Origin of the sequence: Paraburkholderia sp. BL17N1 (assembly GCF_003634175.1) — a bacterium.
Taxonomy (GTDB): domain Bacteria; phylum Pseudomonadota; class Gammaproteobacteria; order Burkholderiales; family Burkholderiaceae; genus Paraburkholderia.
The window spans coordinates 291,591-303,519 of sequence record NZ_RBIW01000001.1; the positions used below are offsets into that span (position 1 = coordinate 291,591).

Annotated in this window: 12 protein-coding genes; 6 read left to right on the forward strand and 6 right to left on the reverse strand. The window is 63.5% G+C overall.

From position 1 onward, the window contains the following. Window positions 1-33: 33 nt before the first annotated feature. Complete coding sequence (locus B0G82_RS01340; protein WP_121306429.1) at window positions 34-786, reverse strand: class I SAM-dependent methyltransferase; 753 nt, start codon at window positions 784-786, stop codon at window positions 34-36. Between the two features lie 154 nt (window positions 787-940). Here B0G82_RS01340 and B0G82_RS01345 point away from each other — a divergent pair, with 154 nt between their 5' ends. The 5 genes from B0G82_RS01345 to B0G82_RS01365 all read left to right on the forward strand — a co-directional run bounded on the left by B0G82_RS01345 (window position 941) and on the right by B0G82_RS01365 (window position 6,358). Next, window positions 941-1,753 carry a helix-turn-helix transcriptional regulator gene (locus B0G82_RS01345; RefSeq protein ID WP_116142575.1) on the forward strand — a complete coding sequence of 271 codons (813 nt, stop codon included), beginning with the start codon at window positions 941-943 and terminating at the stop codon, window positions 1,751-1,753. 159 nt (window positions 1,754-1,912) lie between these two features. Beyond that, a complete protein-coding gene (gene argH, locus B0G82_RS01350; RefSeq protein ID WP_121306430.1) occupies window positions 1,913-3,319 on the forward strand; it encodes an argininosuccinate lyase in 1,407 nt (468 codons plus the stop codon). A gap of 483 nt (window positions 3,320-3,802) precedes the next feature. Further along, on the forward strand, window positions 3,803-4,255 hold the full coding sequence (locus B0G82_RS01355; protein WP_241974646.1) for a TonB family protein: 453 nt from the start codon (window positions 3,803-3,805) through the stop codon (window positions 4,253-4,255). 499 nt (window positions 4,256-4,754) lie between these two features. Further along, entirely contained in the window at window positions 4,755-6,062 is a 1,308-nt protein-coding gene (locus B0G82_RS01360) for an MFS transporter (protein WP_121306432.1), read from the forward strand. Between the two features lie 116 nt (window positions 6,063-6,178). Beyond that, window positions 6,179-6,358 (forward strand): hypothetical protein, encoded by a 180-nt coding sequence (locus B0G82_RS01365; protein WP_121306433.1) that lies wholly within the window; start codon window positions 6,179-6,181, stop codon window positions 6,356-6,358. Between the two features lie 53 nt (window positions 6,359-6,411). On the opposite strand, the gene B0G82_RS41035 is transcribed toward B0G82_RS01365, so the two are convergent. Further along, on the reverse strand, window positions 6,412-6,546 hold the full coding sequence (locus B0G82_RS41035) for a hypothetical protein (protein WP_012432108.1): 135 nt from the start codon (window positions 6,544-6,546) through the stop codon (window positions 6,412-6,414). A 709-nt stretch (window positions 6,547-7,255) separates the two neighbouring features. Beyond that, window positions 7,256-8,260, reverse strand: a complete 1,005-nt coding sequence (gene waaC / locus B0G82_RS01370) for a lipopolysaccharide heptosyltransferase I (protein ID WP_121306434.1) — start codon at window positions 8,258-8,260, stop codon at window positions 7,256-7,258. A gap of 211 nt (window positions 8,261-8,471) precedes the next feature. On the opposite strand from waaC, the gene B0G82_RS01375 reads away from it, so the two are divergent. Further along, window positions 8,472-9,893 carry a chloride channel protein gene (locus B0G82_RS01375; protein WP_121306435.1) on the forward strand — a complete coding sequence of 474 codons (1,422 nt, stop codon included), beginning with the start codon at window positions 8,472-8,474 and terminating at the stop codon, window positions 9,891-9,893. A 243-nt stretch (window positions 9,894-10,136) separates the two neighbouring features. Here the strand turns inward: B0G82_RS01375 and B0G82_RS01380 are convergent, their stop codons facing one another. The 3 genes from B0G82_RS01380 to minD all read right to left on the reverse strand — a co-directional run bounded on the left by B0G82_RS01380 (window position 10,137) and on the right by minD (window position 11,833). Then, a complete protein-coding gene (locus tag B0G82_RS01380) occupies window positions 10,137-10,448 on the reverse strand; it encodes a YXWGXW repeat-containing protein (protein ID WP_121308578.1) in 312 nt (103 codons plus the stop codon). Between the two features lie 300 nt (window positions 10,449-10,748). Then, window positions 10,749-11,003, reverse strand: coding sequence for a cell division topological specificity factor MinE (minE, locus tag B0G82_RS01385; protein WP_012432104.1), 255 nt, complete (start codon window positions 11,001-11,003; stop codon window positions 10,749-10,751). Between the two features lie 14 nt (window positions 11,004-11,017). After that, entirely contained in the window at window positions 11,018-11,833 is an 816-nt protein-coding gene (gene minD, locus B0G82_RS01390) for a septum site-determining protein MinD (protein WP_006048490.1), read from the reverse strand. Window positions 11,834-11,929: the final 96 nt, after the last annotated feature.

The window sequence follows — 11,929 nt, forward strand, 5'->3', positions numbered from 1 at the left end:
CCGGGCGCGACGTTGTTCGTCGCGCCCGGCTTTTTATTGTGCTTCGATCATCAACGCGTCGAGCTTGAAAGAGCCGTCTTCCTGCACGTCGAAATATTGACGGACTTCGTCCGGCGAATGCGCCCACATCGAACGAATCGCCACCACACGCGCTTCCGGCGTGCGCATGCGCGCCACCCACGAGCTGAACTCGATATCGATACGCCAGCGCTCGCGAATCGATGTTGTAAAGCCTGCTGCCGCAAACAATGCGATCCACTCGTCGGCGCGGTAATCGCGAATATGCGAGCCGTCGCGCAGCAACTCGATCGCCTGAATATGCGTGTCGAGCAGCGGATGATCGCTGCCGGCGATATCGATGAACAGCACCTTGCCGCCCGGCTTCAACACGCGCCGTACTTCGGCGAGTGCGAGCGGCACGTCGTGCCAGTGATGCGCGCTCATCCGGCTGATCACCCAGTCGAACGAATGATCGGCGAACGACAGCACTTCGGCCGCGCCTTGCTGCGTGCTGATATTGGCAAGACCGCGCTCCTTCGCGGCGCCTTCCACGGTCGCCAGCATTTGCGGCGCGATGTCGTAGGCGACCACGGCTTGCGCGTGCGGCGCGACCGCGAAACTCGCGTGGCCGGCGCCACAACCCATGTCGAGCACCGTCGCATCCGGCGTCGCCGCGATCGATTCGGCCAGCGTCCGCAGATCGGCGCCGGTGGCATGGGTCGGGCTCGTCAAATAGGCGGCGGCGGTCGAGCCAAAGGCGTCGGCGACCTGATCGTGATGCTTCATGGAAGGCTCCGGTTATGTATTTGGGGCAGCGCTGGAAGCGCGTTGTGCGATTCCAGCCGTTACAATAGGGCCCGCTGTGTACCGGTACAAGTTAAGCGATTATTCTGGTATCGCCATTACCTCCCTGCCTTCGTCGACCTATCGCCCGCTCAGCATGACCACGCCGTCTTCCGCCGACAACCCGCCGCCGCTCGACGCCACCCCGGCCCGCGCGCTCGGCGACTTCATCCGCGCTCACCGTGAGCGGCTCTCGCCGCAAGCGGTCGGCTTGCCGCCGGGTCCACGCCGCCGCACACCGGGATTGCGGCGCGAGGAAGTCGCGCAACTGTGCGGCGTGAGTCCGACCTGGTACACATGGATCGAACAGGGGCGCCCGGTCTCCGCGTCCGCCGACGCGCTCGCGCGCATCGCCGTCGCGTTGCAACTGTCGCGGGCCGAACGGGCGTATCTGTTCGAACTGGCCGCCCAGCGCGACCCGGCTGAGCCCGATCCGGCCGCCGCCGATGCGCCAGCCACCTTGCTGCAAACCGTGCAGCTTGTCAGTGCGCCGGCCTATGTGCTCGACCGCCAGTGGAATGCGCTCGCGTGGAACGAGCGCGCCACGGACCTGTTCGTCGGCTGGCTGGACGGCGCGCACGACCGCAATCTGCTGCGCTATACCTTCACGGAAGCGGCCGCGCGTGAGTTGATCGTCGATTGGGAAACGCGCGCGCGGCGGCTCGCCGCCGAATTCCGCGCCGATTCGATCCGCCATCTGAACGACGCGCCCACCCGTGCGCTGATCGACTCGCTCACCGCCGCGAGCGACGCGTTCGCGCGCTTCTGGGCCTCGCAGGATGTGGGCGGCCGCGAAGGCGGACGGCGCGAGTTCAACCATCCGCGCGACGGCCGCATCGTGTACGACCAGATCACGTTCAAACCCGCGCATCGCGAAGATCTGAAACTGGTGGTGCTGATGCGCGAGTAGGCGACGGGACACAGCCGCGGCGCACGGCGTCTTTAAGCCTCCCGGCCAGTGTTAAAATCCCTGTCTTTCCTCGCTTCGGCGTCACTTTTGCACGGCATGTGCATTCGCGTCGCCAGCCTCTTCACCGCTCGCTCAACTGCCGCTTAACTGCCCAACACCATGACGTCCCAACTGCACAAAAAAGGCGAAGCCTGGTCGGCTCGCTTCTCGGAGCCGATGTCGGAGCTTGTCAAACGCTACACGTCGTCGGTTTTCTTCGACAAGCGTCTGGCGCTCGTCGACATCGAAGGGTCGCTCGCGCACGCCTCGATGCTGGCCGCGCAGAAGATCATCGCCGCCGACGACCTCGCCGCGATCCAACGCGGCATGGCGCAGATCAAGGGCGAAATCGAGCGCGGCGAGTTCGAGTGGCAACTCGATCTGGAAGACGTCCACCTGAATATCGAGGCGCGCCTGACCGCGCTGATCGGCGACGCCGGCAAGCGCCTGCACACCGGCCGCTCGCGTAACGACCAGGTGGCGACGGATATCCGCTTGTGGCTGCGCGGCGAGATCGACCGGATCGGCGCTTTGCTGACGGAATTGCGCACGGCCCTGCTCGACATGGCGGAGAAGAACGCCTCGACCATCATGCCGGGCTTCACGCACTTGCAGGTAGCGCAGCCGGTCACGTTCGGCCATCACCTGCTCGCCTACGTCGAAATGTTTTCGCGCGACGCCGAACGCATGATCGACTGCCGCAAGCGTGTGAACCGCCTGCCGCTGGGCGCGGCCGCGCTCGCCGGCACTAGCTACCCGATCGATCGTCACGCGGTGGCGAAGACTTTGGGCTTCGACGGCATCTGCGCGAACTCGCTGGACGCGGTGTCCGACCGCGACTTCGCGATCGAATTCACGGCGGCCTCGGCGCTCGTCATGACGCACGTGTCGCGCTTCTCCGAAGAACTCGTGCTGTGGATGAGCCCGCGCGTCGGCTTTATCGATCTGGCGGACCGCTTCTGCACCGGCTCGTCGATCATGCCGCAGAAGAAGAACCCGGACGTGCCCGAACTCGCGCGCGGCAAGACTGGCCGCGTGAACGGCCATCTGATCGCGCTGCTCACGCTGATGAAAGGCCAGCCGCTTGCATACAACAAGGACAATCAGGAAGACAAGGAACCGCTGTTCGACACCGTCGATACGGTTGCCGATACGCTGCGCATCTTCGCTGAAATGGTCGCCGGTATTTCGGTGAAGCCGCAAGCCATGCGCGACGCCGCGCTGCAAGGCTTCTCCACGGCCACCGATCTGGCCGACTATCTGGTCAAGCGTGGCCTGCCGTTCCGCGACGCGCACGAAGCGGTGGCGCTGGCTGTGCGCGTCTGCGCGGATCGCGGCTGCGATCTGGCGGATCTGACGCTCGAGGAAATGCGCAAGGAACTGCCGAACGTCGCGCATCTGATCGGCGAAGACGTGTTCTCGTATCTGACGCTGGAAGGCTCGGTGGCGAGCCGCAATCATCCGGGCGGCACGGCGCCCGAGCAGGTGCTCGCGGCGGTGAAGGCGGCACGTGAAGCGTTGAAGTAAGCGGACGCGCGACATGCGGTGAGCGTGCATTCTGCGCTCGTCTCGTGCTTGGGTCCTGCTTGGGTCCTGCTTGGTTCCTATTTGGCTCCTGCACGCAGCTTGCGGATAGAAAGGCGAACTCGCTATCGGGTTCGCCTTTTGTTTTGCGCGCCGCACGTGCCCAAGTGAACCGCACCGCAAAAGAAAAAGCCCGCGCGAAGCGGGCTAAATGAAAGACTTCCACCGATGCCTCTCGAAAGAGGCCATCGAAGTGTAGGCGTGTTTTCGCCGCCATCCAATTCGCTCATATTTCCGCCTATTACAGTCGGTTGGGCCACATGGAGCGGGCGAACGCCAATTGCTTCCTGGCGGATTTTGACTACCATCAAATCAGGCTCTGTCTTCGTGGTTTCCCTCATCATGTTCACTCGCACGCGTCACCTTCGCCATTACAACGGACGCTGCGTTTGCAGCGTCGGCGTACGGCCCGCGCATGTGCGCGGCATGCTCCTCGTCGCCGGCCTGGTTATCGGCATGGCGGGCTGCACCATCACACCACCGCCGCGCGCCAGCGTGCCGACGCCCGCGGCCGCCATCAACAGCGCGACGCTCGACCAGTACCGTGAGGCCGTGGCGAGACGCATCATCGAACGCAATCCGTCTTACGTGCTGCGCGGCACGCCGCAAGCGATGCTGCGCTCGCTCGTGGTCGTGTCGTTCACGGTGGATGGCAATGGCCATGTGCTGGAGTCGGCGGTGTATCGCACCAACGGCGACGACGAAGCCGAGAGCACCGCGCTCGCCAGCTTGCGGCGCGCCGCGCCGCTGCCGCAACCGCCCGGCAAATTGCTGAACGGTCGAGGCCAGCTCGAGCTATTCGAAGACTGGCTGTTCAACGACAACGGCAAATTCCAGCTCCGCGAGCTCGCCTCGCCGCAAGCGCAGACCATCGATTGAACACGGTTCGTGTCGTGCCAGGCGCGCGGCAAAACCGGCGCTGCCTTGCTGCGGCGCGGCCGCGCTCGCTATAATTTTCCGATTCCCCGCGCCGGAGCCTTCCGGCATGGCTCACCCCGCCCGCTCATCCGCCGGCGCGGCATGAGCCCGATTGCAGCGCCGCCGCGCCATCCGCCAGCGCCGCCTGCTTGATGCATGGTGCGACCCGCCGTTGCCCGGATCGGAAAGCATCCCGGCTTCGCGCCGCACCGGCCGCCCCGCCTTACCTCGCCCGCCTCCCGCCTGGTTATTGCCCTGGTATGGCCGCTTTCGCGGGCGAACTTCGCCGGCTGCCGTTGTAAGCTGTTGCTTCGTTGTTCGCGTCGCCTGCGTCACACGAGCCGCCCGCCGGCCCGCGGACAAAGCGAGGCCCACGAATTTGAACAAAGATGCCGTCTTCACACGCACCACCGGCTCACGAACCGGGCGTCCGGCGGCATCACGATTAGGGAGACCCTGCATGTCCACTTCGCCGATTTCCGCGGCCCAGCCCAATGCGACCGGGCAGAACAAGAGTTCGCGGATCATCTTCGCGAGCTTTATCGGCACCGCGATCGAGTTCTACGATTTCTACGTCTATGCGACCGCCGCGGCGCTCGTCATCGGACCGGTGTTTTTCCCGCACGGCTCGGCGACGGCGCAGGCCCTGTCGGCCTTCGTCACGTTCGGCATCGCCTTCGTGGCGCGGCCGATCGGCTCGTTCCTGTTCGGCCACTTCGGTGACCGGATCGGCCGTAAATCGACGCTGGTGGCGTCGCTACTGGTGATGGGCCTGTCCACCACGCTGATCGGTTTCGTCCCCGGCTACGACTCGATCGGCAGCCTCGCGCCGATCCTGTTGTGCATCTTGCGCTTCGGCCAGGGCATCGGCCTCGGCGGCGAATGGGGCGGCGCCGCGCTGCTCGCCACCGAGAATGCGCCGCCCGGCAAACGCGGCTGGTTCGGCATGTTCCCGCAACTCGGGCCGTCGATCGGCTTTCTTGCGTCCAACGGCCTGTTCTTCGCGCTGGCGCTCTCGTTGAGCGACGAGCAATTCCGCAGTTGGGGCTGGCGCGTGCCGTTCCTCGTGAGCGCGGTGCTGGTCGCGCTCGGTTTATACGTGCGCCTGAAAATCGCCGAGACGCCGGCGTTCCAGGCGGCGATCGAACGTCAGGAACGCGTGAAGGTGCCGATCGCCACGCTGCTGTCCCAACACTGGGTGCCGACCCTGCTCGGCGCGCTCGCGATGGTGGTCTGCTACACGCTCTTCTACAACGCCACCACGTTTTCGCTGTCGTACGGCGTCTCCGTGTTGCATATTCCGCGGCCGACGTTCCTCGGTCTGCTGTGTATCGCGGTGGTATTCATGGCACTCGCCACGCCGCTGTCGGCCTGGGCCGCCGACCGCTATGGACGCAAGCCGGTGCTGATCGTCGGCATCATCGCGGCGATTCTGTCTGGCTTCACGATGGCGCCGTTGCTTGGCAGCGGACAGACGTCGCTGGTGCTGCTGTTTCTTGTGATCGAACTGTTTTTGATGGGCGTGACGTTCGCGCCGATGGGTGCGCTCCTGCCGGAGTTGTTTCCCACCAATGTGCGCTATACCGGCGCCGGTGTGTCGTACAACCTCGGTGGGATTCTCGGCGCGTCGGTCGCGCCGTATATCGCGCAGATGCTCGCCGCGCGCGGCGGGTTGCCATGGGTGGGCGCGTATGTGTCGATCGCCGCGGCCGTCAGCATGATCGGCGTGCTGTGCATGCGCGAAACACGCGACACAAGGCTGATGTAACGCGAGCGGCGCCCTCCGCTAGCCGAGCATTTGCTGAGTAAATTCCCTGCCTTGCGCGTCTTTTTGACATGCCTATACTCGACTCAAATAACCCTTCGGGCAGCAGGGAGGCAGGGATGAACGTTCACCTTCACAACGCGGACGTCGTGATGATCATTGCACTGGCGTTGCTCTGTTCGCTATTGCTTGCATTGCGCTTTCGTCCGGCGACATGGAAAGGCATCGTGGTGGAAGCTCTGGCGGCGAATGCGGCGGCCATCGGAGCGGTCATCGCGTTCGAAATGCTGTTGGCCTGACGCGGACGGGTGCCGCAGCGCCGTCGCAGGCGCCGCGGCCTCGGCCAGTTGGATCACCGGTAGTAATAGCCGCCGTGATGATAGTAGCCACCGCCGCCGTAGTAGCCCGGCGCGGGCGCGACGATGCAACCACCAAGTGCCGTTGCGAGCAACGTGCCTGCGATCAGGCTGAGGATCAAGCGTTTCATTGTTGTTCTCCATCGTGTCAGAGTCATTCGAGCCGAAACCCCGAATGACTCGATTGAACACGACGGCGCGCTGCGCGAGCGTTGCGATTTGTAAGGGAAAATCACCAAGGTGTTACATGACCGACGCACGTAACGCACTGCGCTCGAGGCGCGATCACGCCGAATTCACATCGGAGGAAATCACCGCCTATACTGGTTTGAATGTGCCGGTCCGGCGCGTGCCTTGCTGGCGGCGCATACGCGGTGCAAGGTGAATCCGCCAGACATGTTGCCTACGAAGGCATGCAGCGCGCCGTCGCCTTTGGTGACGCGAGTAACGCGTGAATGGCCAAGTCGGCGCTCAACGAAAAGCGACAGATTTAACAGGCGTGTAATGAGCGGCGCCTTTTGAATTCGCGGCTGCGGGGAAGTCGAGGTGCTGCACGAAACCGTGTGGACATTCGCACCCTATACCGCAGATGAACCGGAGATGCACCCCGGCCGGTCGCCAGGCGGCGGTCGTCGCGTCGACACCGAGCGTGTACGCGGTGTCCCCGCTCAATGCGTAGCCGAATGTATTTGATTGCAGCGATTCCTCTCCGCCCGCTGTTCCCCGACACGGGCGTTTTCGGAGGCGTTACGAGGCGGCGCTCGGCTGTTTGAGCGGACTGCGCGTCGCGCCTCTTTTCTTTTCGAGCAAACGATTGCGCGAGACGTCGGGACGCCGCGTTCAGACGGCTGCGGACCCGTGCTGCGCCGTCACGTCGTGCGCCTCGGTGTGAACGTAGTCGATCGCCTCGAGCGCGGCGCTGATGGGCGGCACCGACTGGCCGTCGCCGATGGAGACGGAGCGATATGGCGATTCGATGCCGTAATGCGACGGCGGTGTCGCCACGAAGATCATCACCGTGCGCTTCTGCAGCGCGTGCGCAAGGTGGACGAAGCCCGTGTCGGTGCCGATCACGAGCGAGCACGCGTCGATCATCTGCGCGATTTCCGTCACGCTCATTTTCGGCAGGACGGTCGCGCCCGGCAGTTGCGATGCGATCTGCTCCGCTTCGAGCCGCTCGCCTTCCGAGCCCCACGGCAGCACCAGTTGAAAACCGCGCTGCGCGAGTTCGCGGCCGATCGCCACCCAATGGCTCACGGGCCATTTTTTGTCGTCTTTCGAGGTGGCGTGAAAGAACGCCGCGACCGGCGCGCCGTTCACCTCGAACGGAAGCGTGGCCGGTTCCGGCAAGCGCAGATTGAAGACCGCCGGGCCTTCTATCTCGTAGCCCAGTGCCTCGCCCGCGCTGATGCGCATGCCGTGCCACGCATTGCATTTCGGACGCGGGCCGAATCGGCCGGTATAAGCGAACGCCGCGCCCTGCTCGCCGAGATCCGGCGCCCGGTAGCCGATGCGTCGCGACGAGCGCGCCAGAAACGCAATGATCGCGCTCTTGTACACGCCCTGAATGTCGAGGATGAAATCGTAGCGATAGGCGCGCAACTCGGCGATGGACGCCCAGATCGATTTGAAATCGGCCCAGCGGCGCGCTTTCTTGAAGCGGCGCAAGGGCGCGCACAACACGCGGTCTACATTCTCGCTCCAGTGCACGACTTCGGCGAATGCTTCGTCCGCGGCCCAATCCACCTGAACGCCGGGAAACGCGCGCTTGATATCCGCGACCACGGGCAAGGCTTGCACGATATCGCCGAGCGAAGTGACCTTGACGATAAGAACGCGCTTCATTGAGGACCTGTGAGTTGTTCGAACATCAAGACATTTTAGCCGACCAATCCGATAACCTTTGCCGAATCGGACATCGCGCCTTTCGGTCACTACTACTGCGGGTTACGTTCGGCGGCTTACACGCTGCCCTTTTACACGATTTCAGAATACTTTCACACAGGTGATGGGCGCGGCGCGACTTATACTGCACCCTTTTGCACCACACACGCTCATGTCCCGGCCCATCCCGATCCGATCTTCCGCCATCGTTCGACGCGCGAGACGACTGTGGCGCCAATACGGCATCTTCTGGCTCGGTGCGATCGCAGTCGGGCTGACTGCGGTACTGTACGCAAGACTGATCGACTGGGGCTACAACGAGTTTCGCTCCGTGCAGCAACGGCATGTGTGGGCGCCGCTGATCATCACCCCCGCGGTCGCGGCGTTCGCCGTCTGGCTCACGCGCAAGTTCTTCCGCGGAGCCGAAGGCAGCGGCATCCCGCAGGTCATCGCCACCCTTCACTCCAGAACGAGCGAATACGGTTCACGGCTGCTGACTTTCCGGATTCTGTTCGGCAAGATCGTCGTGTCGTTTCTGGCGATTCTCGGCGGCCTCACGATCGGCCGCGAGGGGCCGACCGTGCAGGTCGGCGCCGCCTTGATGTTCAATCTGCGGCGGCTGTATCCCCGCTCGAATGCGCTGATCGAACGGCAACTCGTGCTGGCCGGCGCGGCGGCGGGCTTGTCCGCGGCGTTCAACACGCCGCTCGCCGGTATCGTGTTCGCGATCGAGGAATTGACGCGCAGTTTCGAGGCGCGCGCAAGCGGCGTGCTGATTACCGCGATCATCATCGCCGGCGTGATCGCGCTCGGCTTGAATGGCAACTACACCTATTTCGGCACCATCCAGATCGGCGCGCACTTTCCCAATGTGCTGGCGCTCGCGGTATTGCTGACGGCGATCGTCACGGGCCTTGCGGGCGGTTTGTTCGGCTGGCTCCTGCTGAATACCGCGCGCTGGATTCCGGCGCCGCTGCGACAGTTGCACAGTGAGCGGCCGGTCGCGTTCGCCGCGGTGTGCGGTTTCGTGATCGCGGTGGTCGGCCTGATCTCGGGCGGCACGACCTTTGGCAGCGGCTACGCCGAAGCGCGCGGTTTGCTCGACGGCCACGCGCAGTTGTCGGTGTTTTATCCGTTCATGAAGATGATTTCGATGGTCGGCTCCTATTTGCCGGGCATTCCAGGCGGCATCTTCGCGCCGTCGCTGTCGATCGGCGCGGGCTTCGGCGATCTGCTGCACCGGGTGTTCGACTCGATGGATCTGCCGATGCTGATCGCGCTCGGCATGGTCGGCTACCTCGCCGCCGTCACGCAGTCGCCGATTACGTCGTTCGTGATTGTGATGGAGATGATCAACGGCCACGCCCTGGTGATCTCGCTGATGGCCACCGCGTTGATTTCGAGCCGCGTGTCGCGTCTCTTTACACCGCCTCTGTATGAGTCGCTGGCCGCGCGTTATATGACGCCGTTGCCGCAACCCGCGCCCGCACCGACACCGGAAGTGCCCGAGGTCGAAGCGCCCGGCCGGCCCGTTGCGCAAGTCGACGGTGAGCCGCCCATCGACGACGCCAACGGCGGCGCTCCGCGTCAGTAGACGACGACGGCCGGGGCGCGCAGATACATCGGCCGCGCCGGCACGACGACGCAGCCGGCCAGCATGACCGTCAGCACGGCGATCAGAAGCAAGGTCTTTTTCATCGCAGGGTTTCCTGAAGCGCGCGCGGGCGAGCGCTACGCCGAACGCGCGGCGCGGTGCATGCATTTGTCCGTGCTTGTCGAAACGGAAGGAATGGCATGCGCGGCACTCGCCGCGCCGTGCATGCCGAAGCACATGGCGTTAGGCCCAGTGGCCTTCAACCCAGTGATAATTCGGGCCGTGCGCGACCCAGTGTCCCGGCACCCAGTGATAGCCGACACGCTCGGCTTGCCAGTGACCGCCGATCCACACATAGCGGCCGTGATCCCAGCGCCAATGACCGTGATCCCACACGTAGCCGACGCGCGACGCGGGCACCGCTTCGTAGCGCACCGGCGGCGGCGCGGACGGTGCGATCACGACGACTTCCGCGGCCGAAGCCGATGCCACGGCGGCTGCGCCGGCGGCGATCAATACGGTGTTGGCAAGCAGCAAACGAAAGGTCTTTCTCATGTTATCCCTCTGTAGATAGGCGCCGAAGGCGGCGTTATCCATTTAATGCGCGAGGGGACGCAACGGCTGACCGTGGGCGTGTAACGCCACACGCCGAAGTGCAACAGATTATTTCGACGCACCGCTGACGCGCGCGAGAAAGCCCATGCAGGCCCATGTGCACGAACACAGAAGGAAGTGGGAGCAACGAAAAAACGAAGAGGCACAACAGAGCGGCGCACTCGCGCGCCGCCCTGCATCACGTCAGCGCGCAGCACGTCATAAGAAACCGGCCGCGAGACGGAACAGACCTTTGAACGATCAGGCCTGCGGTATTTCGATTTTGACCTCGAGCACTTCGAGATCGTCCTGACGTTCGAGGCTCACGCGAATATCGTCATGGGAAATCTTCACGTACTTCGAGATCACGGCCACCAGTTCGCGTTGCAACGCAGGCAGGTAATCGGCAGGCGCATGGCCGCCGGCGCGCTCATGCGCGATGATCAACTGCAGGCGTTCCTTCGCTACCGACGCGGACTTCTTCTTCTCGCCCAGCAAAAACGAAAGAATCGACATTACGTGCGCTCCCCTTACTTGGTGCCGAAGAGGCGCTGCAGCAGCCCGGGCTTCTGGTAATCGGTAAAGCGAAGCGACTTCTGCTCGCCGAGGAAACGCGACACGACATCTTTATAGGCTTCGGCCACATCCGTACCGTCAAGGTGCACTGCCGGCAAGCCCTGGTTCGATGCGTGCAGCACCGCTTCCGATTCCGGAATCACGCCGATCAGGTCGATGCGCAGAATTTCCTGGATATCGGTCAGCGACAGCATCTCGCCTTCGCTGACGCGCTTCGGGTTGTAGCGGGTGATCAGCAGATGTTCCTTGATCGGCTCCTTGCCTTCGATCGCGCGCTTGGTCTTCGACGACAGAATGCCGAGAATGCGGTCCGAGTCGCGCACCGACGAGACTTCCGGATTCGTCACGATCAGTGCTTCGTCGGCGAAATGCATGGCGAGCAGCGCGCCCGATTCGATACCGGCCGGCGAATCGCACACGATGAATTCGAAGTCCATCGCGATCAGGTCGTTGATGACCTTCTCGACGCCTTCCATGGTCAGCGCGTCTTTGTCACGCGTTTGCGAGGCCGGCAGGATGAACAGGTTCTCGCACTTCTTGTCCTTGATGAGCGCCTGGTTCAGATTGGCTTCGCCCTGGATCACGTTGATCAGGTCGTACACCACGCGGCGTTCACAACCCATGATGAGGTCGAGGTTACGCAGGCCGACGTCGAAGTCGATCACGGCGGTTTTGCTGCCACGCAGAGCGAGGGCTGATGCAAAACTCGCGCTCGTGGTCGTCTTGCCCACGCCACCCTTGCCCGAAGTCACCACAATGATTTTTGCCATTACCCTTACCTTGTGTTCGTCAAATTCGTCAATTATGTGCGGCCATATTTGCCGTGAAACGCCGCGTGCATCACGCTTGATCGACGCAGCGCGCTT

What these genes read in the sequence shown, in the direction of transcription:
- B0G82_RS01340 (WP_121306429.1), bottom strand. Translation starts at nt 786, where the DNA reads ATGAAGCATCACGATCAGGTCGCCGACGCCTTTGGCTCGACCGCCGCC.
- B0G82_RS01345 (WP_116142575.1), top strand. Translation starts at nt 941, where the DNA reads ATGACCACGCCGTCTTCCGCCGACAACCCGCCGCCGCTCGACGCCACC.
- argH (WP_121306430.1), top strand. Translation starts at nt 1,913, where the DNA reads ATGACGTCCCAACTGCACAAAAAAGGCGAAGCCTGGTCGGCTCGCTTC.
- B0G82_RS01355 (WP_241974646.1), top strand. Translation starts at nt 3,803, where the DNA reads ATGCTCCTCGTCGCCGGCCTGGTTATCGGCATGGCGGGCTGCACCATC.
- B0G82_RS01360 (WP_121306432.1), top strand. Translation starts at nt 4,755, where the DNA reads ATGTCCACTTCGCCGATTTCCGCGGCCCAGCCCAATGCGACCGGGCAG.
- B0G82_RS01365 (WP_121306433.1), top strand. Translation starts at nt 6,179, where the DNA reads ATGAACGTTCACCTTCACAACGCGGACGTCGTGATGATCATTGCACTG.
- B0G82_RS41035 (WP_012432108.1), bottom strand. Translation starts at nt 6,546, where the DNA reads ATGAAACGCTTGATCCTCAGCCTGATCGCAGGCACGTTGCTCGCAACG.
- waaC (WP_121306434.1), bottom strand. Translation starts at nt 8,260, where the DNA reads ATGAAGCGCGTTCTTATCGTCAAGGTCACTTCGCTCGGCGATATCGTG.
- B0G82_RS01375 (WP_121306435.1), top strand. Translation starts at nt 8,472, where the DNA reads ATGTCCCGGCCCATCCCGATCCGATCTTCCGCCATCGTTCGACGCGCG.
- B0G82_RS01380 (WP_121308578.1), bottom strand. Translation starts at nt 10,448, where the DNA reads ATGAGAAAGACCTTTCGTTTGCTGCTTGCCAACACCGTATTGATCGCC.
- minE (WP_012432104.1), bottom strand. Translation starts at nt 11,003, where the DNA reads ATGTCGATTCTTTCGTTTTTGCTGGGCGAGAAGAAGAAGTCCGCGTCG.
- minD (WP_006048490.1), bottom strand. Translation starts at nt 11,833, where the DNA reads ATGGCAAAAATCATTGTGGTGACTTCGGGCAAGGGTGGCGTGGGCAAG.